23 protein-coding genes are annotated in these 22,460 nt (G+C 64.6%); 8 read left to right on the top strand and 15 right to left on the bottom strand.

All coding sequences use genetic code 11. The features are described 5' to 3' along the window. Positions 1 to 69 precede the first annotated feature (69 nt). Complete coding sequence (gene mutL / locus IT549_RS07525) at positions 70 to 1,863, top strand: DNA mismatch repair endonuclease MutL (protein WP_292971513.1); 1,794 nt, start codon at positions 70 to 72, stop codon at positions 1,861 to 1,863. A gap of 200 nt (positions 1,864 to 2,063) precedes the next feature. Here mutL and IT549_RS07520 read toward each other — a convergent pair whose 3' ends face one another. The 5 genes from IT549_RS07520 to IT549_RS07500 all read right to left on the bottom strand — a co-directional run bounded on the left by IT549_RS07520 (position 2,064) and on the right by IT549_RS07500 (position 5,929). Beyond that, positions 2,064 to 2,510 (bottom strand): MaoC family dehydratase, encoded by a 447-nt coding sequence (locus IT549_RS07520; protein WP_292971532.1) that lies wholly within the window; start codon positions 2,508 to 2,510, stop codon positions 2,064 to 2,066. A gap of 17 nt (positions 2,511 to 2,527) precedes the next feature. Continuing rightward, positions 2,528 to 3,877: a hypothetical protein gene (locus IT549_RS07515; protein WP_292971510.1), complete on the bottom strand. Its 1,350-nt coding sequence runs from the start codon at positions 3,875 to 3,877 to the stop codon at positions 2,528 to 2,530. Between the two features lie 54 nt (positions 3,878 to 3,931). Further along, complete coding sequence (locus IT549_RS07510) at positions 3,932 to 4,249, bottom strand: hypothetical protein (RefSeq protein WP_292971507.1); 318 nt, start codon at positions 4,247 to 4,249, stop codon at positions 3,932 to 3,934. 17 nt (positions 4,250 to 4,266) lie between these two features. Then, positions 4,267 to 5,367: a redox-regulated ATPase YchF gene (gene ychF, locus IT549_RS07505; protein ID WP_292971504.1), complete on the bottom strand. Its 1,101-nt coding sequence runs from the start codon at positions 5,365 to 5,367 to the stop codon at positions 4,267 to 4,269. A gap of 64 nt (positions 5,368 to 5,431) precedes the next feature. After that, positions 5,432 to 5,929: a topology modulation protein gene (locus IT549_RS07500; protein ID WP_292971502.1), complete on the bottom strand. Its 498-nt coding sequence runs from the start codon at positions 5,927 to 5,929 to the stop codon at positions 5,432 to 5,434. Between the two features lie 56 nt (positions 5,930 to 5,985). Between IT549_RS07500 and IT549_RS07495 the strand changes: the two genes are divergently transcribed. After that, the gene (locus IT549_RS07495) at positions 5,986 to 7,494 is read left to right on the top strand and encodes a tetratricopeptide repeat protein (RefSeq protein WP_292971500.1); all 1,509 of its coding nucleotides are present in this window, start codon (positions 5,986 to 5,988) and stop codon (positions 7,492 to 7,494) included. Positions 7,495 to 7,580: 86 nt separating this feature from the next. Here the strand turns inward: IT549_RS07495 and IT549_RS07490 are convergent, their stop codons facing one another. The 9 genes from IT549_RS07490 to IT549_RS07450 form a co-directional block, all read right to left on the bottom strand. Beyond that, the gene (locus IT549_RS07490; RefSeq protein ID WP_292971497.1) at positions 7,581 to 7,916 is read right to left on the bottom strand and encodes a PEP-CTERM sorting domain-containing protein; all 336 of its coding nucleotides are present in this window, start codon (positions 7,914 to 7,916) and stop codon (positions 7,581 to 7,583) included. Positions 7,917 to 8,056: 140 nt separating this feature from the next. After that, positions 8,057 to 8,632 (bottom strand): aminoacyl-tRNA hydrolase, encoded by a 576-nt coding sequence (gene pth, locus IT549_RS07485; RefSeq protein ID WP_292971495.1) that lies wholly within the window; start codon positions 8,630 to 8,632, stop codon positions 8,057 to 8,059. A gap of 87 nt (positions 8,633 to 8,719) precedes the next feature. Continuing rightward, positions 8,720 to 9,334: a 50S ribosomal protein L25/general stress protein Ctc gene (locus IT549_RS07480; RefSeq protein WP_292971493.1), complete on the bottom strand. Its 615-nt coding sequence runs from the start codon at positions 9,332 to 9,334 to the stop codon at positions 8,720 to 8,722. A gap of 246 nt (positions 9,335 to 9,580) precedes the next feature. Beyond that, positions 9,581 to 10,459, bottom strand: a complete 879-nt coding sequence (locus tag IT549_RS07475) for a TraB/GumN family protein (protein ID WP_292971491.1) — start codon at positions 10,457 to 10,459, stop codon at positions 9,581 to 9,583. Next, on the bottom strand, positions 10,449 to 11,375 hold the full coding sequence (locus tag IT549_RS07470) for a TraB/GumN family protein (RefSeq protein ID WP_292971488.1): 927 nt from the start codon (positions 11,373 to 11,375) through the stop codon (positions 10,449 to 10,451). Before IT549_RS07470 ends, IT549_RS07475 begins: the two co-directional genes overlap by 11 nt. A 62-nt stretch (positions 11,376 to 11,437) precedes the next feature. Then, positions 11,438 to 11,635: a helix-turn-helix transcriptional regulator gene (locus IT549_RS07465; protein WP_292971486.1), complete on the bottom strand. Its 198-nt coding sequence runs from the start codon at positions 11,633 to 11,635 to the stop codon at positions 11,438 to 11,440. 246 nt (positions 11,636 to 11,881) lie between these two features. Then, a complete protein-coding gene (locus tag IT549_RS07460; RefSeq protein ID WP_292971483.1) occupies positions 11,882 to 12,406 on the bottom strand; it encodes a hypothetical protein in 525 nt (174 codons plus the stop codon). Next, the gene (locus IT549_RS07455) at positions 12,403 to 12,936 is read right to left on the bottom strand and encodes a hypothetical protein (RefSeq protein ID WP_292971480.1); all 534 of its coding nucleotides are present in this window, start codon (positions 12,934 to 12,936) and stop codon (positions 12,403 to 12,405) included. Before IT549_RS07455 ends, IT549_RS07460 begins: the two co-directional genes overlap by 4 nt. A 72-nt stretch (positions 12,937 to 13,008) precedes the next feature. Further along, complete coding sequence (locus tag IT549_RS07450) at positions 13,009 to 13,578, bottom strand: hypothetical protein (RefSeq protein ID WP_292971478.1); 570 nt, start codon at positions 13,576 to 13,578, stop codon at positions 13,009 to 13,011. 282 nt (positions 13,579 to 13,860) lie between these two features. Here IT549_RS07450 and IT549_RS07445 point away from each other — a divergent pair, with 282 nt between their 5' ends. From IT549_RS07445 to ppdK, 3 genes are all read left to right on the top strand, one after another. Next, positions 13,861 to 14,784: a glycine--tRNA ligase subunit alpha gene (locus tag IT549_RS07445; RefSeq protein ID WP_292971476.1), complete on the top strand. Its 924-nt coding sequence runs from the start codon at positions 13,861 to 13,863 to the stop codon at positions 14,782 to 14,784. Next, positions 14,781 to 16,958: a glycine--tRNA ligase subunit beta gene (gene glyS / locus IT549_RS07440; protein ID WP_292971474.1), complete on the top strand. Its 2,178-nt coding sequence runs from the start codon at positions 14,781 to 14,783 to the stop codon at positions 16,956 to 16,958. Before IT549_RS07445 ends, glyS begins: the two co-directional genes overlap by 4 nt. A 192-nt stretch (positions 16,959 to 17,150) precedes the next feature. Next, entirely contained in the window at positions 17,151 to 19,814 is a 2,664-nt protein-coding gene (gene ppdK, locus IT549_RS07435) for a pyruvate, phosphate dikinase (protein WP_292971471.1), read from the top strand. Here the strand turns inward: ppdK and IT549_RS07430 are convergent. Continuing rightward, entirely contained in the window at positions 19,811 to 20,548 is a 738-nt protein-coding gene (locus IT549_RS07430) for a methyltransferase domain-containing protein (protein ID WP_292971468.1), read from the bottom strand. The two genes, ppdK and IT549_RS07430, sit on opposite strands and share 4 nt — an antisense overlap. A 51-nt stretch (positions 20,549 to 20,599) precedes the next feature. Between IT549_RS07430 and IT549_RS07425 the strand changes: the two genes are divergently transcribed. From IT549_RS07425 to IT549_RS07415, 3 genes are all read left to right on the top strand, one after another. Continuing rightward, entirely contained in the window at positions 20,600 to 21,343 is a 744-nt protein-coding gene (locus tag IT549_RS07425) for a ComF family protein (protein WP_292971466.1), read from the top strand. Positions 21,344 to 21,600: 257 nt separating this feature from the next. Further along, positions 21,601 to 21,978, top strand: coding sequence for a phosphoribosyl-AMP cyclohydrolase (hisI, locus tag IT549_RS07420; RefSeq protein ID WP_292971464.1), 378 nt, complete (start codon positions 21,601 to 21,603; stop codon positions 21,976 to 21,978). A 32-nt stretch (positions 21,979 to 22,010) separates the two neighbouring features. After that, a complete protein-coding gene (locus IT549_RS07415; RefSeq protein WP_292971462.1) occupies positions 22,011 to 22,454 on the top strand; it encodes a MerR family DNA-binding transcriptional regulator in 444 nt (147 codons plus the stop codon). Positions 22,455 to 22,460: the final 6 nt, after the last annotated feature.

The following is a 22,460-nucleotide window of genomic DNA, read 5'->3' as shown; positions in this document are numbered from 1 at the left end:
GTTGTTTCTGCCGGGGATGGGCATGCCGCCCGTCTCGAAATTCCGGCATTTCATCGCTAGGGTCGATCCATGCCGACAATCCGCCGCCTTCCCGAAACGCTGGTGAACCGCATCGCCGCGGGCGAGGTGGTTGAGCGGCCGGCGTCGGCGCTCAAGGAACTGGTCGAAAACGCGCTTGATGCCGGGGCACAGAACGTGGTGGTCAAGCTGTCCGATGGCGGGCTGAACGGCATCGAGGTCACTGACGACGGCTGCGGCATGCTGGCCGACGAGATCGCGCTCGCGCTGGAACGCCACGCCACTTCCAAGCTTCTCGACGACCATATCGAGCTGGTCGCTACCCTGGGCTTTCGCGGTGAGGCGCTGCCATCTATCGCCAGCGTTGCCCGGGTCTCGATAGAAAGCCGGGTGCGCGGGCAGGGTGATGGTTGGCGCCGGGTGATCGACCATGGCGCGCTGGTGGAAGAAGGCCCGGCCGCGCTGCCACCCGGCACGCGGATTCGCGTCGAAGACCTGTTCGGCAAGGTCCCGGCCCGGCGCAAGTTCCTGCGCTCGGCGCGCAGCGAATATGCCGCCTGCCTTGATGTGGTGCGACGCCTGGCCATGGCCCGGCCGGAAGTGGGCTTCGTGCTGGAACACGATGGCCGCCGCGTGCTGGCGCTGCAGCCCGGTGATCAACTGGCCAGCCGGGTGGCGCAGATCGTGGCGCGTGAGCTGGCCGAGGATGGCGTCGCGATCGACCTGCAGCGCGGCGCAGGACGGCTGACCGGCGTGGCCGGCCTGCCAACCTTCAATCGCGGGGTGGCCGATCACCAGTACCTGTTCGTCAATGGCCGCCCGGTGAAGGACCGGCTGCTGGTGGGCGCGGTACGCGGTGCCTATGCCGACATGCTGGCGCGTGATCGCCACGCGGTGCTGGCCCTGTTCCTGGACATCCCCCCCGAGGAAGTGGACGTCAACGTCCACCCGGCCAAGACCGAAGTGCGCTTTCGCGATCCGGCCTTCATCCGCGGCTTTATCGTTTCGGGCCTGCGCCATGCGCTTGATTCAGAAGGACGCCGCACCGCTCAGGCTCCGGCAGCCCCGGCCATGGCCAATTGGCAGAGCGAGCCGATCGCGCGCGCACCGGAACCGGCTCCTGCGCTGTCCTCCTTGTTTGCGCGCGAGTATTCCCAGCCCGGAGTGAAAGAGGCCGGCGCGGCGTGGCGCGGCTATGAGGCGCAGACCATGGCCCCGCCGCTCGCCCGGGCCGAAGTGGCGGAGGCGGTGCCCAGCGCCGAACACCCGCTGGGCGTGGCGCGCGGACAGGTGGCGCAGACCTATATCGTTGCCGAGGCTGAGGACGGGCTGGTGATCGTCGACCAGCACGCCGCGCACGAACGCCTGGTGCTCGAACGGCTCAAGGCGGCCGGAGCGCAGGGGGCAGTCGCGGCCAGTCAGGCGTTGTTGATCCCCGAAGTTGTCGAACTGGACGAGCCAGATGCCGACCGTATCGAAAGCGCGGCGGGTACGCTGGCCGGCTTCGGTCTTGCGCTCGAGCGGTTCGGTCCGACCGCAATCCTGGTCCGCGCGGTCCCCGCGGCGCTGGGCAAAGGGGATGTCGAGGCGCTCGTCCGCGACATCGCCGATGACCTCGCCCAGAACGGCGCCGCGCTATTGCTGGAAGAACGGCTCGACCTGGTTCTCGCGACCATGGCCTGCCACGGTTCTGTCCGGGCCGGGCGGGTGCTGTCGGTCGCGGAAATGAACGCCCTGCTGCGCGAAATGGAAATCACTCCGCGCTCTGGCCAGTGCAACCACGGCCGCCCGACCTGGGTCAAACTGGCGCATGGCGATATCGAAAAGCTGTTCGGGCGGAAGTGATCTGTTGGACACTGCGGATCAGCACCTCGAGGCCCTCCCCATTTTTGGCGAATGCCACAAATGGGGAGGTGGCAGACGCCGAAGGCGGCTGACGGAGGGGTATTGGCGCGAGGGTTGAGACACCTCCGTCATTTGCTCCGCAAATGCCACCTCTCCAAATGCGCCATTCGGCGAATTTGGAGAGGGACTCGAATAGTTCGCTAATCGCCCCGCACCCGGATCAGCCCGATCGACTTCATCGTCATCACCAGCATATCGTCCTGGTTGTAAACCCGCACTTCGGACTGGAAGCTGCCCATTTCCGGGCGCGACTGACTCTGCTTCTTGCTCAGCAGTTCGGATTCGACCCGCAGCACATCGCCCGGATAGACCGGCTTCAGCCAGCGCAGTTCGTCGAGCCCCGGTGAGCCGAGCCCGGCCTGCTTGCGTTCGGTGATGTTGTCCACCAGCATCCGCATGGTCATCGCGCAGGTGTGCCAGCCGCTGGCCGAAATTCGCCCGAAATGGGTCTGCGCGGCGGCTTCGTCAGACAGGTGGAAGGGCTGGGGATCATACGCCGAGGCAAACTGGATCACCTCTTCGCGGGTCACTTCATAGCGGCCGAAGGCGGCCTTGCTGCCCACTTCAAGGTCTTCGAAATAGACCAGCCCTTCCTTACCCATCGTCAGTTCCCCAGGCTCAGCTTTGCAAACATGGTGTAGCCCCATGGGTTGTTGCCATAGGCCGCGTCAAGCGCCGCCGGTTTGGCATAGGCGTTGAGCGAACCGCCCAGCGTCAGGTCGACCGGGCCCAGCGGCACATGGCGGGCATAGCCGGCCTGGAACTTGGTGACGCGGAACGGGGTGTCGTGCAGCGGATCGAGGTGATCGGGGAACAGTTCGTCGTTCTTCACATTCTCGATCCGGCCGAACAGGCTGTTGTGCCTATCGATGTCCCAGTTGACCTCACCCAGCCAGGCGGTCGAGGTTTCGCCGTGGTGCCCGCGCTGCTTGGCCGAAAGCGCCGCCATGGCCGAAAGCCCGCGTCCGCTGTCATAGTGTGCCGAGGTGGTGAAGCGCTTCTCGTCCTCGCCGGGGTGGGTGGCTTCGGGTTCCTTGATCTGCCCGTAACTGGCCTGCAGCGACCAGGCAGGCGAGGGGTTCACGGTTGCCCGCACCGACCAGCTGTTCAGCTTGGGCGTTTCGATCCCCCAGCGCTGTTCATCGGGCTCGGCCCCGCGAAAGGCCGAAACCTCGACCTGCCATTTGCGCGCGGAAAAGCCCAGCGTGACCACGCCGTAGGTGATGTGGGTCGAATCGAACCAGTGATGAGTGATCGGCGGTTCGGGGTTATTGCGGGCGGAGCCGCGGTGCATGAAGGCCGAAGGGCCCAGCGCCGGTTCGCCCACCGGGCCGCCATAGAGGAACAGCGATCCGGGGCCGGCATTCACATCGACCCGCGCTGCCAGCTCCATGAAGAAATCATGCGGGTGCTGGCGATCGACGATCGGCAGGCCGTGCGCGGTTTCACCGGTGGCGAACAGGTTGGGATAGCCCGACGGGTCCATCGCCGGCTCCAGGCTGAACATCGATTTCAGCTGGACCTTGCCCCAGTCGGTATCGCGCTGGACCGAGAGCATCGCCATCGACGTGGCATAGACCTTGTCGTCGCCGCGCGGCCCCTTGTGATCGGTGTACTGCAGCGAGACGTTGCCGTGGACCATCAACATCCAGTCGCCGCTCATCAGGTGCAGGCCGCGCATCCCGCCCTCATTGCCGGGCAGGCGAGCCGTGCCGGAGCCTTCGCTTGACCTGGGCGGAATCCTTGATCCGCTGAGGCAGGGCACGCCGGGGTCTTCTTCCGGATCGGTCTGTCCGTGATTCATGCTGGAATGATCGTGAGCCGGCGGGGCGGCCGGGGGCGGCATCTGCATTGAACCCATGTCATGGCCCTCGTGGCCCGAATGGTCCTGCGCCAGGGCCGGGCTGGCCAAGGCGGTCGCACCCAGCAGCGCCGGGTAGAATAGCGTTTTCATTGGAATATCCTGTCTGAAGTTGGTCATATGCGCAACTTGGTGCGCAGACGAACTTCAGGCGCGCGGCGGCGGAACTTCGGGACCGGCGCGGGTTTCGGGCAGGGGAGCCGCCAGCGACGGGGGCGGATTGTCAGATGCTGGCAGCGGTTCACCCAGCGCAACCGGGCTGCGATCGAGCGGGGCCGCGCAGCCGATGCATTCGTGCTTGCCGGCATGCGGCGAGCCCTGATCGTGTCGCATCGGTGCCTGACCGTGATGGTCGTGATGCGCGTCGGCCATCGGCACCGGCGCATCCGGCATGGCCGCGACCGGCGCAAGCGCCGGCAGGGCGAGACACAAGGTCAGCAGGGCCAGGAGCAGGCGGCGCAGCATCTGCCCCATATAGCAGCTCAGACGTTGAACTTGAAGTGCAGCACGTCACCGTCCTGCACGACGTATTCCTTGCCTTCCTGGCGCAGCTTGCCGGCTTCCTTGGCCGGGCCTTCACCGCCCAGAGTGACGTAATCGTCAAAGGCGATTGTTTCGGCGCGAATGAAGCCGCGCTGCATGTCTGAATGGATCTCGCCTGCGGCTTCGGGAGCCTTGGCGCCCAGATGCACGGTCCAGGCGCGGGCTTCCTTGGGGCCAACGGTGAAGAAAGTTATCAGGTGCAGCAATTCATAGCCTGAGCGGATCACCCGGGCGAGGCCGGTTTCGTGGAGGCCCATTTCTTCAAGGAAGACCAGCCGTTCTTCGGGCTCCATCCCCACCAGTTCGCTTTCGATCGCGGCGGAAACGATCACCGCATTGGCACCTTCGGCCTTGGCCTTCTCAAAGACCTGCGCGGTATAGGCGTTGCCATTGGCCGCGCTTTCTTCCTCGACGTTGCAGACGTAGAGCACCGGCTTGGCGGTCAGCAGCTGGGCCTGATTGAACACCCGCAGCTCTTCCTCGTCATCCGGGCGGGCAAGGCGCGCGGGCTTGCCATCGCGCAGCAGGTCGAGCGCGCGGCCCAGCACCGTAGCCAGCAGCTTGGCTTCCTTGTCGCCCTGCGCGCCCTTCTTCTGCGCGGCGGGGACGCGCTTTTCCAGGCTTTCCAGGTCTGACAGCATCAGCTCGGTCTCAACCGTTTCGGCGTCCGAAACCGGATCGATCTTGTTATCGACATGCTGGATGTCGTCGTTCTCGAAACAGCGCAGCACGTGGACGATCGCATCGACTTCGCGGATGTTCCCCAGGAACTGGTTGCCCAGTCCTTCACCCTTGCTGGCGCCGCGCACGAGGCCCGCGATATCGACGAAGCCCAGCTGGGTCGGGATGATCTTCTGGCTGCCGGCAATCGCGGCCAGCTGGTCAAGCCGCGGATCGGGCACGCCGACCTGACCGACGTTGGGTTCGATCGTGCAGAACGGATAGTTCGCCGCCTGCGCCGCCTGTGTTTCGGTCAGCGCATTGAACAGGGTGCTTTTGCCGACATTCGGCAGGCCGACGATACCGCAACGAAAACCCATCATTCACTCCGCTTGTGCTGCAAGCGCGCGCCCATAGCGGGGGGAGGGCGATTTGGCGAGCGTTCTATGCGCGCGTCAGCCAATCGGCGGCTTCGGAAGGGATGCGAAAGCGGATTACCTGGCCCTTGAATGCGGCCAGCGCGGCAGCATTGCGGTGTTGCCAGGCACCGCGGAACACCAGCACATAGTGCAGGAATTCAAGATTGAGGTTTTCCGGGCAGCCCTCGGTCATGTCGGGCCGGGTCTTGCCGCGAAATTGCCACCAGCGTTTGAAAACCCGGGCCAGACAGGTGTGGGTGGGATAGTCCAGCCAGACCACCGTATCGGCCCGTTCAAGCCGCAAGGGCAGGCATGAGCCATAGTTGCCATCGATGATCCACCGGTCCTGGGCCAGCACGCCACGCAATTCGGCCAGCCCTTCATCGCGGTCACGTTCAACCCAGCCTGGTAGCCAGAACATCCGGTCAAGATGGGACAGCGGTAGCCCGGTTCGGGCCGCCAGCTGATGCGACAAGGTTGACTTGCCCGCGCCGGGTGAGCCGATGACGAGGATTCGCTGCATCCAGGCGGTCTAGCCCATTTCACCGAAATTTCAGCCTTTATGGCTATTCCGGAGCCATGAAGCGCAGCATTGTCCTTCCCCTGTTGCTGGCCCTGGCGGCCTGTTCCGACGATCCGGCCGAGCTGATCGAGCGGGCCAGAGGCGAATATGCCGAGCAGGATTTCCTGGCCGCACGCAACGATCTGGCCGCAGCGCAGCGGGCGGAGCCCGGGAATCGTGACGCACTGGTCCTGCTGGCCCGCGCCCAGCTGCGTCTGGCCGATGGCGAGGGCGCGCAGGCCTCGATCGACCAGCTCAAGGCGCTGGGCATGAAGGGGCCGGAACTGGTCCGGATGGAGGCCGAAGCGCTGCTGTGCCGCAACCAGCCACAGCAGGCCATCGACCTGCTGGGCAATGACAATGCGGCGGATGCCTGGCGCATCCGTGCGGCGGCTCGAATAAAGCTGGGCGATTCTGCCGGGGCACTGGCGGCCTTCGAGGCCGGCATGGCGGCCGGGGGCGGTTATCTTATCACGCTCGATTTCGGACAATACCTGCTGGCCAATGGCGATGTTGCCGGGGCGGCAGTCCAGGCCCAGCGCCTGGCGCGCTACGATGCGGATTCGCTGGCCAGCCTGATGCTGAATGCCGAGGTGGCCAACCGGCAGGGCCGGGCCGAGGCCGCGCATCAGGCCTGGGCTCGCGCAGCCAAGCTCTATCCCAAGCGGATCGAGCCCTTGCTGGCCGATGCCCGGGCCTATGACGCGCAGGGCAAGGTTGAGCAGGCTGCCAAGCTGGTCGAACGCGCGGCAGAGCTTGAGCCCGACAACCCGGATGTTTTCGATCTTCAGGTCCAGCTGGCCGGTGAAATGGGCGAATGGGACAAAGTCCGGACCATGCTGGCACCCAAGGAGGGTGAGCTTTCGCCGATCTCGGCCAAGGGCCTCAGCTATGCCGAAGCTCTGCTGCGACTGGGGCATCCCGAACAGGCGCGGGCCTGGTTTGAGCGGGCGATGCTGCTTTCGCCCAACAATCCCTATTCACGATTGATGGCGGCCGAAGCGCAACTGGCGACTGGGGATGCCGCGGCGGCCTATCGGACGATAAAGCCTCTGGCGGATAGCCTGCTGGCCGGCCCACGCGAACTGGAACTTGCCGAACGTGCGGCGCGAGAAGCGGGTGATCCTGCCGCACCGGCGCTGAAGGCGCGGCTCCAGTCGGCCCAGCTGAAGCAGAACCAGACGCTGAATCAGCAGGGGCACGCAGCGCTGGCCCGCAATGACTGGAACGCGGCAATCGCGGCTTTCAGTCAACTGGCCCAGCAGGGCGAGGACGCCGAGGTGTTCAAGCGCCTGGCTTTTGCGCTGAGCAATGTGGGCCGCCACGACGAGGCGATCGGCTATGCCGACCGCGCGCTGAAGCTCGATCCCGAAAATCCCGATATGCTGCACATCGCCGGGCTGACACGGCTGAATGCCGGGCGCGACCGACCGACTGTGCTGCGCCTACTCAAGGCAGCGGCGGACAAGGATCCGAATTCAGTCCAGTTTCGCGGCGACCTGGCCCGCGCACAGGCGCGCGGCTGAAGCCCCAAACGGCAAGGCCGCCGCTACCCGTTGGGGCAGCGACGGCCTGGCATTGGCAACGGGACCAGTTTCCGTTGGCAAATCGTTTAGCGGCGCGCCTTGCGGCGGCGGGCCAGACCCAGACCCATCAGGCCCAGGCTCATGATGCCCAGCATGCCCGGTTCCGGAACGCTGGTGCCGCCCGAAGTGGTGGTCGTGGTGCCGCCTGAGGTGGTGGTGCCGCCCGAGGTCGTGGTGGTGCCGCCCGAAGTGGTGGTGCCGCCCGAAGTGGTGGTGGTGCCGCCCGACGAGGTCCCGCAGCCCGAACCGGTGTGACCACAGTTGCAGTAGTGGGTGTGGGTGTAGCGGGCTTCGGCGGTGCCGGCTGCGAACAGGGCGCCGGTGGTGGCCAGGGCGGAAAGCAGGATGGTCTTGGTCTTCATGGTCGTACCCCCAATGGAAACAGCAATGGTTGATGCCAATCTTCGCAAGGGGCGTGCCAATTGCTGATTTCCGCGAGGTGCGATGGTTAACCACGCAGATCGCGTGCTAACCTTGTCAAATTGCCCGACAGAAAAAGTGGTTAATCGTCAGTCTGTTGGCGCAGGGCGACATCATTCATGAAGCGCGCGTCGTCACCCTTCGCCAGCCAGGCGGCCTCGGCGGCAATCGCGCCCAGCATGTCGGCCAACGGATCCATTTCCGCCTTGGCATAGTTGCCCAGCACATGTCCGGTCACCCGGTCCTTGTGCCCGGGATGGCCGATACCGATCCGCACCCGCCGGAAATCGGGGCCCAGGTGCTTGTCGATCGAACGCAGCCCGTTGTGCCCGGCGGTACCGCCGCCTTGCTTCACCTTGACCTTGAACGGCGCCAGGTCGAGCTCGTCATGGAACACCGTCAGCGCATCGGTGCCCAGCTTGTAGAACCGCAGCGCCTCGCCCACCGCGCGGCCGCTCTCGTTCATGAAAGTCGCGGGTTTGAGCAGCAGCACTTTCTGGCCGCCGATCCGGCCTTCCTGGACCCAGCCCTGGAATTTCTTCTGGACCGGGCCGAAGTCATGAAAATCGGCCAGAATATCGCAGATCATGAAGCCGACATTGTGCCGGTGCAGGGCATATTGCGGTCCCGGATTGCCAAGGCCTGTCCAGATTTGCACGTGCGTCTCCAAACAAAAACCGGACCGCATCGCTGCGGTCCGGCTTCTGATGGGGCAGCAGAGCCACCCCGGTCAACCGATTGCGGCTCAGGCGCCTGCTTCGGTCTTGCTGTTGTCGCCTTCTTCGCTGCGCAGGCCCGAAGGGGCAACGATGGTGGCGATGGTGAAGTCGCGATCGGTGATCGCGCTCTTCGAACCGACCGGCAGCTTGACGTGGCTGATGTGGATCGAATCGCCCACGTCGAAGCCGGTCACGTCGATCGCGATGTCATCGGGGATCTTGTCGGCTTCGCAGACCAGTTCCAGCTCGTGACGAACGATGTTGAGCACGCCGCCGCGCTTGAGACCCGGCGAGGCTGCTTCGTTGACGAAGATCACCGGTACTTCGACGTGAACGGTCGAATTGGCCGACAGGCGCAGGAAGTCCGCGTGGAGCGGACGATCGGTGACGGGGTGGAAGGCAACGTCCTTGGGCAGGGTGCGCACGGTCTTGCCGCCGATTTCAACTTCGACGATCGAGTTGAAGAAGTGGCCAGTGCCCAGCTGCTTGACCAGCAGCTTTTCTTCGACGTGGATCGCCTGGGGCTCTTCATTGCCACCATAGACAACGGCGGGGACGCGGCCTTCACGACGCAGTGCACGGGAGGCTCCCTTGCCAGCCCGATCACGCGTCTCGGCCGGCAGGTGCAGCATATCGCTCATGGTACTTGCCTTTCGAATACGAGGATTACAGTCATTCGCGTGCCACGCCTCCAGGGATGACCATGACACGGAAGCGCGGGCCGTTAGCGGCAATGTGGCCGAAATGCAAGGCTAGAGTCTGGTCCACTCACGTGGATACACCACCGGCCCGATCCCCCTCCCGGCCACCCATTCAGGATACTCTCGTGGGTGGCCGGGAGGGGGAGCGGGCCGGTGGTGCATGTTTCAGTTTCGCTGAAACAGACTCTATTGCAGCCGCGTGACCCGATAGCCGCGTGCCGCAAGCATCGCGGGCAGGCCGTCCTTGCCCACCAGGTGCGCTGTTCCCACCGCAACGAAGGGATGGGCGCCGCCCTTCAGAATCGCGTCCAGCCGGCTGACCCAGGCGCGATTGCGGCCAACCAGCAGGGCTTCGCGCAGGATCGGGTCGCGCAGCAGCTCCTGATCGGTTTCGCGTTCGATCAGGTCCAGCTCGGCATGGGCCCAGGCTTGGGCAAGGCGGCGCGTGTCGGCCTGATAGGTTTCCTGCCCTTCCAGCGCGGCGGCCAGCAAGGTGCGCTGGGCGCTTTCGGGCAGCTGATCGAAAATGCCCAGCTGCAGCGCCGCGCCTTCGAATTCGTCGATCGGCTTGGCATAGCCCTTGGCCAGCGCGCGATCGATCCCGTTGCCGCTGTCCGACTGGCCGGCCCCTGCTGCCGCCTGTTGCAACATCAGTGCGGCGGCCCAGGTTTCGTACTGGTCAAGCGAGCCGGGCTTGATCCCGCCGCTGCGCAGCACAGTTGCAAGGTCGTCACGAAGATCAACCGGAAGGCGCTGGTCGAGTGGCGGCAGGCCAGGGCTTGAAGCAAGGCTGGCAAAGGTCCTGGCGGTCCTTGCGTCGTCGTTGATCCCGGCAACTTCCAGCACCAGCCGGTCTGACTGTTCAAGTGCCTGCTCGATCGGCTGTGAGCGCCACTCGACCGGATCGGGTAGGGCGTGGATGGTTCCGAACAGCCAGGCCTTCTGGCCGCTCGGCCCTTCGACCAGCCAAAGTGCCGGCTTGACTTCAACTGGCCGCGCGCAGGCCGCCAAGGCCAGCGCGGCGATCAGTAGCGCCGCAAACCGGGCGCAGGTGCTATTGGACACGGCGTGAGCGATGTCCGGCCTTGGCCAGCAGATCCTGCACCGAACCCTTGCCGCCCAAATGCCCCGCGCCAACCGCAATGAACACCGTGCCGGGTTGCTTCATCCGTTCGTCAATCCATTTGGCCCAGGCGCGATTGCGGCCATGGATCAGCGGCTCGGCCAGGGTCTGGTCCTCATCCGAATTGAGCAATTCGGCCAGCTTGCCCGCGTCGCCGCGGGCCCAGTCGCCGACCATCTCGTGGATCTGACCGTCGACCTGGGGCAGGGCGTCAACCACCGCCATCAGGTAGGTCATCTGGTCTTCGGGCGAAAGCGCGGCGAAGATGCCCAGTTGCTGTTCGATCGTTTCCAGACCCTGATGCTGCCGTTTGAGTTCCTTGCCGCGCTTGGTCAGCTGGGCCTCGACACCGTGTTGCGGGTCGAACCCGATCTGCTGCACCCGGATCAGCGGCAGCAGCAGGGCCACCACCCAGGGGCGGTTGTGATCGAACATCGCCGGTTGCAGGCCAAGCTTGGTCAGGGTTGCATCATACTTGCCGCGCTGTTCGTCATTCATCAGGCTGCGCAAGGTCTGGCCGCGGGGGAGCAGCCCTTGCTTCAGCATGGCCCCGGCGATTTCGGAAGTTGACAGCTCGGGCAGTTCGGTAACCAGCAGGTCGGAATGCTCAAAGGCGTGGCGGACCGGACCCTTGTACCAGTCAATCCCTTCCGGCAGCACATGGATCGTGCCGAACAGGAAGATGGTGGTGTCGCGGTCGGCCACCTTCCACAGCGCCGGGCGGGCATTGGTGGGCAGCGGTGCCTGAGCGGCGACGGGGGATGGCGCGGGCGCTGTTTGCTGCTCGGCAAAAGTTGCGCTGCCAAGCAGGGCGGCAGCGCCGGCGAGCAAGGCGATCAGGGAGCGGTGGAGCTTCATGGTGAAGGTGGCTCTAGCACAAAGTCCTTGCGGGTGATGAACGCAAACCGCCGCTTTCAGCACTAACCCGCTTCGTCGTCGAAAATTTCGTGGATCGGCATGCCGAACAGCCGCGAAATGCGGAAGGCGAGCGGCAACGAGGGATCATGCTTGCCGGTTTCGATGGCATTCACGGCCTGGCGCGACACTTCCAGCGCCTCGGCGAGGTCCGCCTGGCTCCAGTTGCGCATGGCGCGAAGGACGCGAAGCTGGTTCTTCACCGCCGGGTCCGCCTCATCGAAAAGACCATTCCACGCAGCTCGATGCGATGGCCTATGAGGACCCGTAACGCAGCGACGCCTGTGATCCAGGTTAGGCAATAGAAACCGAAGTTCGATGGCGCCTTGAGCAAGGTCAATGGTTGCAGGGAATGGACGAGCGCCTTGGTTGCCGGAATCATCGCATATGCTGCGCATGATGCCGCCCCCAATATGCAGAATAGTTGTCGGCTGAATAATTTCACCCGATCACTCCCCGTCCCGCCAGCGGTGCCATTTATACAATAGGGCAAAAACAAACGGAATGTAGTTAAGTAACTGCGTTAACGCATAGTTTATGCCTTCGAATTGCATGATCCCGACACTGTTGCTGGGATTGCTGAACCGCGCATAGTGCGGAACCAGCGAAGTGCCCGGATTTGCTCGCAAAACGTCCAACCCCACGCCGAGCTTCGCGGTTACGAAAATGCCGCCCATCCAGATGAACGGTGAAAGCAGCATGACGAAAACAAATGAACGCGCCGCCTGCCTCCACAGCCGCTCGGCATATTCATCGCGCCAGGCCCAAACCACCATCAGCAGGATCAGCCCCAGGTAGGAACCCAGCGAAGCAAATCCGATCACTAACCGCACGGGGTTGCCCGCGGCAAACAGCGGATGCTGCACATAGCCCAAACGCTGGAGCAGCAGCGTCGATTTGATGACAACGAATGCCCAGAAGCACAGGTCTAGCAGTCGGTTGTAGTGCCGGTAAAAGATGCTGCGTGGTTTCATCGACCGGCCCCGTCGCGCCAGCGGTGCCATTTGTAAATCCCGGCGAAGACAATCGGAAAGAATTCGTACATCTCGTGGATCAGCAGATCGATCCCTTCCAGCTGGTGAAATCCGACATCGATCAGCCGGTTGCCCAGGTTCCCGAAGTCATGGCCAATGCGCCCGATCGGGTTTTGTTGCAGCCAGACGACCCCGCGCCCCATCCGCGACGCAATCGTCCAGGCGGCGACCCACAGGAACGGCAGCAGCAGGATGAAATAGGAGAAGGCCGATGCGGCATGGCGCCACAGCTTGCGCGCGTACTCATCGCGAAACTTCGGAATGAGCAGCAACAGGTAGAGGCCGAAGAATGTCACATCAAACAGCACCAGATGGACTGCGTAGAGTGAGTCGCCCCACCAGTTGTCAGGATAGAACGGGCTGGGCAACACGCCGAAGTCCTGCAGCAGACCCTTCCCGTTCGCATAGACCAGGAACCAGAAGCAGACATCGATCATCAGGTTGTAATGCTTGTAGATCCGCTTCCACACCTGGAATTCTCCTGAATTCAACCCAATCCGCGTGCGACCTCCTGCGACAGTGCAGGGGCTTGGCCGGTTTCGCTATTCGGCCCGGTTCTGCCAGCGATGCCATTTGTAGAGCCCGATGAACAGCACCGGGGCGTATTTGAACAACAAGCCGAGCGTGAAGTGGATACCATCCAATTCATGCATGCCGACCCTCGGCGTTTCGATCTTGTCCTGGCCCAGGATCGAAGCTTTCGGGTCGTCCGGAAGCCACGACAAAAGCGGCTGATCGATCAGATACAGCACCAGCGTGATCAGAATCCAGGCCAGTGGCAGGAACAGCATGATCTTTGTAAAGGTGGTGGCGGCCATCTGCCACAGTCTGCTGGCATATTCGTCGCGCAACCCGGTCCAGAAAATCGCGATGAAACTGCTGAATTTGAGTGCCAGTTCGAATGAGAGAAGCGCGATCTGGACACCACTGAGCGGGCCACTGGCCATTCCGGCGTGCAAACCAAAGGGGTCAATCAGGACATCGGCGATAAACAGCAAGTTCAGATAGAACAGCCAGTCCATCAGGCCGTCATAGTTTCGGTAATTGACTTTCACGGCCCCCGCCTCGTCACTCTTGCCTTCCGTGGTGCCTGTCCGCTGGTGATCTGGCAAGCGGGTAACGCCAATTCGCGTTCAGGCCAGCACGCAAAAGAAAGGGGCGAAACCCGCGATGCAACCGCATGGTTCCGCCCCTGGAGCTCGGTATCCGGGTATCTGCGACTTACCCGGCGGAGACCGGCCTTTGCAGCCTGGCGTGACGTTCCGGGGGTCGAGTCCGTCAGGTCGGTGTCAGGCAGTCCCAACAAAATGTCAGGGTAACCTTACATCGTCAAGTGATTCGTTCGGCTATCCGAAGGTTGATTTGCCGGGCCGGTTCGGCCAAAGGCCGGGCCCATGACCCTTCGACAAGCACAGGACGATCGGGGCACTGCGGTGCTGCCTTTCCAGGACATGATCCTCACGCTCCACAACTTCTGGAGCGCGCAGGGCTGCCTGATCCTGCAACCCTATGACATGCGCGTCGGGGCGGGGACCTTCCACCCCGCCACCACGCTGCGCAGCCTGGGCCCCGAGCCGTGGAATGCGGCCTATGTCCAGCCCAGCCGCCGGCCGACCGACGGCCGCTATGGCGAAAATCCCAACCGGCTGCAGCACTATTACCAGTACCAGGTGATCATGAAGCCCAGCCCGGAAAACTTCCAGGAGCTCTACCTTGGCAGCCTGCTGGCGATCGGGGTCGATCCACTGGCGCACGACATCCGCTTTGTCGAGGATGACTGGGAAAGCCCCACGCTGGGCGCCTGGGGGCTGGGCTGGGAAGTGTGGTGCGACGGGATGGAAGTCAGCCAGTTCACCTATTTCCAGCAGATGGGCGGGTTTGACTGCAAGCCGGTGGCGGGCGAGCTGACCTACGGCCTGGAGCGCCTGGCGATGTACATCCAGGGCGTCGATAACGTCTATGACCTGGCGTTCAACTCTGCCGGGGTCAGCTATGGCGAGGTGTTCCTGAAGAACGAGCAGGAAATGTCGAAATACAACTTCGAGGTCGCCAACACCGACCAGCTGTTCGAAGGCTTCCGCAACGCCGAACGCGAATGCCAGGCCTGTATCGAGGCCGACATTCCGCTGGCCGCCTATGACCAGGCGATCGAGGCCAGCCACCTGTTCAACCTGCTGCAGGCGCGCGGGGTGATCTCGGTCCAGGAACGCGCCAGCTACATGGCCCGCGTGCGCGACCTTGCGAAGGGATCGGCGCAGGCCTGGATCGAGAAGAACAAGGACCAGTGGGCGAAACAATTTCCGGAGTGGAGCCTGTGAGCGACTTCCTCCTCGAACTGCGCTGCGAAGAGATTCCCGCGCGGATGCAGGCCGGCGCGCGCGCCGATCTGGAAAAGCTGTTCCGCAAGGAAATGGACGCCGCCGGGGTTGCCGTGGGTGAGCTGACCGTGTGGTCCACCCCGCGCCGCCTGGCGCTGATCGCGCGAGGCCTTCCCGCCGCAACCGCCGCTGTCAGCGAGGAAGTGAAGGGCCCGCGCGTCGGTGCGCCGCCGCAGGCGCTGGAAGGCTTCCTGCGCAAGACCGGGCTGAGCGAAGACCAGCTGGTCGAACGCGACGGGGTGCTGTTCGCGATCACCGAAAAGCCGGGCCGCGCCACGGCCGATGTGCTGGCCGAAGCGGTGCCGGCAATCGTGCGCGCGTTCCCCTGGCCCAAGAGCCAGCGCTGGGGCGCGGCCTCGCTGTCGAGTGAAAGCCTGCGCTGGGTGCGCCCGCTCTCGGCAATCGTTTCGCTGCTCGACGGACAGGTGGTCGAATGTGAGGTTGGCGGGATCAAGGCCGGACGCCTGACCCGCGGCCACCGCTTCCACTCCGAAGGTGAACTCAGCATCGATGGCGTTGACGACTACGCCGCCAAGCTGCGCGCGGCGCATGTCATCGTCGATCACACCGAACGCCAGGATCTGGTCCGCGCCGGTGCCGCCAAGGCCGCGACTGCCGCCGGGCTGTCGCTGGTCGAGGACGAAGGGCTGGTGATCGAGAACGCCGGGCTGACCGAATGGCCGGTGCCGCTGCTGGGCCGGTTCGATGAAAGCTATCTTGATGTGCCGCCTGAAGTCATCCAGCTAACCGCGCGGACGAACCAGAAGTACTTTGTCTGCAACGATAGCGCGGGCAAGCTCGCCAACGCCTTCGTCTGCACCGCCAATATCGTCGCCAGCGATGGCGGCGCGGCGATTGTCGATGGCAACCGCAAGGTCCTCGCCGCGCGGCTCAGCGATGCGCGGTTCTTTTGGGAACAGGACCGCAAGACCAGTCTGGCGGATCAGGCGAAGAAGCTCTCGCGGATCACCTTCCACGAAAAGCTGGGCACCGTAGCCGACAAGGTCGAGCGGGTGGCCAAACTGGCGCGCTGGCTGGTTGAGGAAGGGATCGTAGCCTCCCCGGAACGGGGAGGGGGACCGCCGCGAAGCGGTGGTGGTGGGGGCTCGCCTCCCAACGCTGCGTTAGCCGTGAGTCCCCTCCACCATCCTGCGGATGGTCCCCCTCCCCGTGCCGGGGAGGATCTGGCCGACCAGGCCGAACTCGCCGCACGCCTGTGCAAGGCCGACCTCGTCACCGAAATGGTCGGCGAATTCCCCGAACTTCAAGGCCTGATGGGCGGCTACTACGCCCGCGCCGAAGGCCTGCCCGACGCGGTGGCCGATGCGATCCGCGATCACTACAAGCCGGTCGGGCAGGGCGATGACGTGCCGACTGCGCCGGTGACGGTGGCGGTGTCGTTGGCGGATAAGCTGGATAGCCTTGTCCAGTTTTTTGAGATTGGCCTTAATCCTACGGGGTCCAAAGATCCCTTTGCGTTGCGTCGCGCGGCAATTAGCACAACCTCACTCATCCTCGAGAATGGGCTGCGTGGAAGTCTGAGCGAGATGCTGCTCGCTTGTACCATTCAGCATCTCAATCAGCCTGGCATTTTCTTGTCAGACGGATTGCTGGAATTCATAATCGATCGCCTCAAAGTCCAGCAACGCGAAGCCGGTGTTCGCCACGACCTGATCGACGCGGTGTTCGCGCTGGGCGGCGAGGATGATCTGGTCCGCCTGCTCGCGCGGGTCCATGCGCTCCAGGCGTTCATCGGGACTGACGACGGCGCGAACCTGCTGGCGGGTTACAAGCGCGCGGCGAATATCCTCAAGAAGGAGGGCGTCGAGGCGGCGGAGGCGATTTCGCTTTCCTACACCGCTGAACCTGCGGAAAAGTCGCTGATCGACGCGCTCGACACGGCCGGGCCAAAGGCGGCGGCGGCTGTCGCGGCTGAGGACTTTGGTGGCGCCATGGCGGCGTTGGCCAGTCTGCGCGGGCCGATCGACCGGTTCTTCGACGAGGTGACCGTCAACGATGCCGATCCGGCGAAACGTGCCTACCGCCTTTCGCTGCTCGCGCGGCTGCGCGATGCGGTGCACGGCGTGGCGGATTTCTCGCGGATCGAAGGCTGACTTTTTTCGGCTTTTAGCACCCTGTGAACTTTGTGAACTTCCGCCGGTCCAGAAACACCGGTTCAGGAAGACATCAATCCACCGCAGATTGATGCTGCAATGCACAAAAAGGCTGACTCCGCGTCCCGTCACGGTTAGGGGCGAAAGCACACCGGCAGCGATTCGCCGGTTCTGTGGAACTGGCGGATTTCCATGACTTCATACGTATTCACATTCGGTGGCACGGCACGCAGCGAAGACCCGCGCAGCCGCGACAAGACGGTGGTCGGCGGCAAGGGCGCGAACCTGGCGGAAATGGCGGGGATTGGCCTTCCGGTCCCTCCGGGCTTTACGATCACCACCGAGCAGTGCGTGCGCTACCTGGCCGAGGGCGGCGACTTCTCCGACAGCGTGAAAGCCGAAGTCGCTGCGGCGCTGGCGCATATCGAACAGGCGGTGGGCAAGTCCTTTGGCGATGTCGCCAATCCCCTGCTGGTCTCGGTCCGTTCGGGCGCGCGGGTTTCGATGCCGGGGATGATGGACACGGTGCTCAACCTGGGTCTCAACGATCAGACGGTAAAGGGCCTGGCCGCCTCTTCGGGCGACGAGCGTTTTGCCTGGGACAGCTATCGCCGCTTCATCCAGATGTATTCAGACGTGGTGCTGGGGCTTGATCACCACCTGTTCGAAGACGCGCTGGAGATCGCCAAGGAAGACCAGGGCTATTACGCCGACGTCGAGATGCAGGCCGAAGACTGGCAGAAGCTGGTCAAGGAATACGAAGCGATCGCCGAATCCGAGCTGGGTCGCCCGTTCCCGCAGGACGTCCACGAACAGCTGTGGGGCGCGATCCGCGCGGTGTTTGACAGCTGGGATTCGGACCGGGCCAAGGTCTATCGCCGGCTCAACGACATCCCGGGCGACTGGGGCACCGCGGTCAACGTCCAGGCGATGGTCTTCGGCAACATGGGCGATACGTCCGCCACCGGGGTGGCTTTCACCCGCGATCCGGCGACCGGCGAGAAGGCTTATTACGGCGAATGGCTGGTCAACGCCCAGGGCGAGGATGTGGTCGCCGGGATCCGCACCCCGCAATACCTGACCAAGGCTTCGCGCGAGCGGGCCGGGGCCAAGCCGCTGAGCATGGAAGAGGCGATGCCGGCGGCCTATGCCGAGCTGGCCGCAGTGTTCGAGCTGCTCGAAAAGCACTACCGCGACATGCAGGACATCGAGTTCACGGTTGAACGCGGGCACCTGTGGATGCTGCAGACCCGTTCGGGCAAGCGCACTGCCAAGGCCGCGCTCAAGATGGCGGTCGACATGGTGGGCGAGGGCCTGATCGACGAGCCGACCGCGATCCTGCGGGTCGATCCGATGGCGCTCGACCAGCTGCTCCACCCCACGCTCGATCCCGAGGCGCCGCGCGATGTGCTGACCACCGGCTTGCCGGCCAGCCCCGGCGCGGCTTCTGGCGCCATCACGTTGGATGCCGACACCGCCGAAAAGCGCGCGGCGATGGGCGAGGCGGTGATCCTGGTCCGGGTCGAGACTTCGCCCGAAGACATCCACGGGATGCACGCTGCCAAGGGCGTACTGACCGCGCGCGGCGGGATGACCAGCCACGCCGCCGTGGTGGCGCGCGGGATGGGCCGCCCCTGTGTTTCAGGCGCCAGCGCGGTTTCGATCGACCTGGCCAGCCGCTCGCTCAAGATCGGCAATCGTGATCTCAAGGAAGGCGATGTCATCACGCTTGACGGTTCGACCGGCGAGGTGATGGCCGGCCACGTGCCGACGATCGAGCCCGAACTGGTCGGCGATTTCGGCGTGCTGATGGGCTGGGCCGACCGGCACCGGCGGATGAAGGTGCGTACCAATGCCGAAACCCCGGCCGATTGCCGCACCGCGCGCCAGTTCGGCGCCGAAGGGGTGGGGCTGTGCCGCACCGAGCACATGTTCTTCGACAACACCCGGATCGCCGCAGTACGCCAGATGATCCTGGCCGAGGACGAGGCCGGGCGCCGTGCCGCGCTGGCCAAGCTGCTGCCCGAACAGCGCGCCGACTTCCACGGCATCTTCGATGTGATGGCCGGCCTGCCGGTGACAATCCGCCTGCTCGATCCGCCGCTCCACGAATTCCTGCCGCACGGCGACGAGGAATTCGCCGAGCTTTCAGAAGCAATCGGGATCGGGGTCGATACGCTGAAGCGCCGCGCGGGCGAGCTGTACGAGTTCAACCCGATGCTGGGCCATCGCGGCTGCCGTCTGGGGATCACGTTCCCCGAGATCTACGAGATGCAGGCCCGCGCGCTGTTCGAGGCGGCCTGTGATGTCGCCGCGCAGGGCGGCGAAGCGCCGGTTCCCGAAGTGATGATCCCGCTGGTCGCGACCCGCAAGGAGCTCGAAATCCTGAAGGGCGTGGTCGACAAGGCGGCGGCCGAGGTCTTTGCCGAAAAGGGCCGCACGCTGGCCTATCACGTCGGCACCATGATCGAGCTGCCGCGCGCCGCCTTGATGGCCGGGGAAATCGCCGAAGTGGGCGAATTCTTCAGCTTCGGCACCAATGACCTGACCCAGACCACGCTGGGCGTCAGCCGCGACGATGCCGCCAAGTTCCTTGGCCCCTACGTCGAAAAGGGCATCTTCCCGCGCGATCCGTTCGTCAGCCTCGATATCGAAGGCGTCGGCCAGCTGGTCGAACTGGCAGCCGAGCGCGGGCGCAAGACCCGCCCCGCAATCAAGCTGGGGATCTGCGGCGAACATGGCGGCGATCCGGCTTCGATCGCATTCTGCGAAGAGGTCGGGCTCGATTACGTCAGCGCCAGCCCCTACCGCGTGCCGATTGCCCGGCTCGCGGCAGCGCAGGCGGCGCTGCGCTAGAGCCGCCAGCCGGTCAGGGTCAGGATCTGGAAGGTCTCGATCCGGCCGGTGCCGAATTCGGCCTTGGCCCGGGCCGCAGCGGTCTTGCTGAGCGGCGGACCTGAACGGGCCAGGCTGTTCGACAGTGCCTGCGCGCGCAGGTCACTGACCAGACTGGAGAGGCTGGAAAAGCGCACCTGCAACTGGCGGCAGTCAACCACCGGCTGCGCCCAGCCGGCGCGCTGCAGCAACTGCCCACCGGCCCGGACATCGACCGCCGGGTGCAGCCGCGGGGCAGGGCGATCGCCATCGGCGGCAAGCATCGCCTCGCGCAGGGCCGGGAGCGATCCCGCCCCGACAAAGCTGGCGATCGCTAGGCCGCCCGGGGCCAGCGCCTGGCGGATATGGATCAGCGCGCCTGGCAGGTCATTGGCCTGATCGAGCACGCCAAGGCTGGCGACCAGATCGTACTGCCCGGCGGGGAAGGGCTGCTCCTGCTCAAACCCGCTGGCCGGATCGACCTGGGTTACCGCGCAGCCTTGCCCGGCCAGCCAGCTGGGGAGGTCGGCAGCAAGGCCGATCACCAGCGCCCGGCGGGGCTGGTGGCGCAGGAAGCCCAGTCGCTCAATCACGTCCTCGGCCATGTCCTCGGCCAAATAGCGCGCGGCCCCGGCCCGGCCTTGCAGCCACAGCGCCCGGCGCCGTGCGGCAAGCCGGCGGGCAGGAGCGAAGATCAGGGGCGGGGCGGAGCTCATGCCAACGCCCTGCCTTGCGCCGGAGCGGCGCGCAAGCGATAGCTGGAATCGATGCAAGTGCCCGCGATCCTTGCCCCGGTCGTTGACCTGGTCTTCCCCCCGCGCTGTCCGCTGTGCGGCGAAGGGCTGGCGGCGCAATCGGGCCTGTGCTCCGGCTGCTGGGCCGAACTGGCGATACCCGGGCAACCCAGTTGCACCAGCTGCCAGCGCCCGTTTGACAGCAGCACTGCCGCCGGCTCGATCTGCGCGGTATGCCTGGCTGATCCGCCCCGGCATGACGGGATTGCGGCCGGCACGCTCTACAACGATGCCTCGCGCAAGCTGATCCTGGCGCTGAAGCACGGCCACCGGATCGCGCTGGCGCCGATGCTGGCCCGGCTGATCGCCGCGCAACTGCCAGCCGAGGTCGGCCCGGGCTGGCTGATCGTGCCGGTTCCACTGCATCGCTGGCGGTTGTGGAGCCGGGGGTTCAACCAGTCGGCGCTGCTGGCCGGTGAATTGGCGAAGGCAACGGGGGCCGAACTGCTGGTTGACGCGCTGGTCCGCACCAGGCGCACGCCAACGCTGGGCGGATTGGGACGCAAGGCGCGGGCCCGGGCGCTGGCGGGGGCAATCGCGGTGAACCCGCGGCGCGCGAGTCGCCTGTCCGGGGCCAGGGTTCTGCTGGTCGATGATGTGCTGACCAGCGGTGCCACCAGCGATGCCTGCGTCGGTGTGCTCAAACGGGCGCGGACGGACAAGGTGGTGGTGGCCTGCTTCGCCCGCGTGCTTGACGAGGCGTTGGACCTGACCTGACTTGAAACGAAAACGCCCGGAACCGAAGCTCCGGGCGTCCTCGTGACGAAACTCTCCAGGCGCCACTTGCGTGGTTTGGCGGCTCCCCCTTTAGTGCCGCCTCGCCCGATCCCTCATGCGGTTTGCGGTCCCTGAACCTGGGCCTTGTGCCTTCCGCGGCGCCTGAATCTCCGAAACTGGCCGTCAAGGGAAGCGCGAAGCGTTCGCAGCGCAGTTTTTGGTCGACATATGTGGTTATCTTGCAACAAGGGAGCAGCATGAGCCACGACCAATCCCAGAGAATCGAGCAGGGTGAGGAGTTCCTGCCAAAGTTCGATGCCCAGGGCCTGCTGACCGCAGTGGCGGTCGATGCAGCGCGCGGCGAAGTGCTGATGGTTGCCTTCATGGATGCCGAAGCCTTGGCTAGGACACGCGAAACCGGTCTGGCCCACTTCCACTCCCGCTCGCGCGGGCGACTGTGGATGAAGGGCGAAAGTTCGGGCCATGTGCTCAAGGTCCGGGAAATCCGGGTCGATTGTGACCAGGATGCGTTGGTCTTGCTGGTCGAACCGGCCGGGCCGGCCTGCCACACCGGTGCGTTGAGCTGTTTCTATCGCCGGATCGAGGGAGCGGGGCTGGTCCGGATCGCAAGTTGACGCTTACGTAAAGGGAAGCTATCTTGCGTGCCATGGACCATCTCGGCGCATCCCCCGCAAGCCACGACGGCGCGCATATCGAAACGCCCGATGCGCTTGACCGTGAGCAGTTCTCGATCTCGGACCTGACTGTGGAATTCGGCGTTACCGCCCGCGCGCTGCGGTTCTACGAGGACGAGGGGCTGATCGCTCCGCAACGGATCGGGCTGACCCGCGTCTATTCCAAGCGTGACCGGGCCCGGCTCGCCTGGATCCTGCGCGCCAAGAACGTCGGTTTCAGCCTGACCGAGATCAAGGAAATGATCGACCTGTACGACCTGGGCGATGGCCGGGTCGAGCAGCGCCGCGTCACGGTCCAGCGGTGCCGCGAAAAGGTTGAGCGGCTGCGCCAGCAGCGTGACGATCTTGATGCCGCGATCTCCGAGCTTAACGAGTTCATCAAACTGGTCGAAAACATCGACTTCGGTGTCCGTTAAGACGCA

Origin of the sequence: Novosphingobium sp. (assembly GCF_020852455.1) — a bacterium.
Lineage (GTDB): Bacteria > Pseudomonadota > Alphaproteobacteria > Sphingomonadales > Sphingomonadaceae > Novosphingobium.
The sequence above is the reverse complement of the archived record's forward strand: the minus strand, read 5'-3'. Positions and strand labels throughout refer to the sequence as shown.

Coding starts and splice junctions, on each gene's coding strand:
- mutL (WP_292971513.1), top strand. CDS start 70: ATGCCGACAATCCGCCGCCTTCCCGAAACGCTGGTGAACCGCATCGCC.
- IT549_RS07515 (WP_292971510.1), bottom strand. CDS start 3,877: ATGAAAACGCTATTCTACCCGGCGCTGCTGGGTGCGACCGCCTTGGCC.
- IT549_RS07510 (WP_292971507.1), bottom strand. CDS start 4,249: ATGCTGCGCCGCCTGCTCCTGGCCCTGCTGACCTTGTGTCTCGCCCTG.
- ychF (WP_292971504.1), bottom strand. CDS start 5,367: ATGGGTTTTCGTTGCGGTATCGTCGGCCTGCCGAATGTCGGCAAAAGC.
- IT549_RS07500 (WP_292971502.1), bottom strand. CDS start 5,929: ATGCAGCGAATCCTCGTCATCGGCTCACCCGGCGCGGGCAAGTCAACC.
- IT549_RS07495 (WP_292971500.1), top strand. CDS start 5,986: ATGAAGCGCAGCATTGTCCTTCCCCTGTTGCTGGCCCTGGCGGCCTGT.
- IT549_RS07490 (WP_292971497.1), bottom strand. CDS start 7,916: ATGAAGACCAAGACCATCCTGCTTTCCGCCCTGGCCACCACCGGCGCC.
- IT549_RS07480 (WP_292971493.1), bottom strand. CDS start 9,334: ATGAGCGATATGCTGCACCTGCCGGCCGAGACGCGTGATCGGGCTGGC.
- IT549_RS07470 (WP_292971488.1), bottom strand. CDS start 11,375: ATGAAGCTCCACCGCTCCCTGATCGCCTTGCTCGCCGGCGCTGCCGCC.
- IT549_RS07460 (WP_292971483.1), bottom strand. CDS start 12,406: ATGAAACCACGCAGCATCTTTTACCGGCACTACAACCGACTGCTAGAC.
- IT549_RS07445 (WP_292971476.1), top strand. CDS start 13,861: ATGACCCTTCGACAAGCACAGGACGATCGGGGCACTGCGGTGCTGCCT.
- ppdK (WP_292971471.1), top strand. CDS start 17,151: ATGACTTCATACGTATTCACATTCGGTGGCACGGCACGCAGCGAAGAC.
- IT549_RS07430 (WP_292971468.1), bottom strand. CDS start 20,548: ATGAGCTCCGCCCCGCCCCTGATCTTCGCTCCTGCCCGCCGGCTTGCC.
- IT549_RS07425 (WP_292971466.1), top strand. CDS start 20,600: ATGCAAGTGCCCGCGATCCTTGCCCCGGTCGTTGACCTGGTCTTCCCC.
- hisI (WP_292971464.1), top strand. CDS start 21,601: ATGAGCCACGACCAATCCCAGAGAATCGAGCAGGGTGAGGAGTTCCTG.
- IT549_RS07415 (WP_292971462.1), top strand. CDS start 22,011: ATGGACCATCTCGGCGCATCCCCCGCAAGCCACGACGGCGCGCATATC.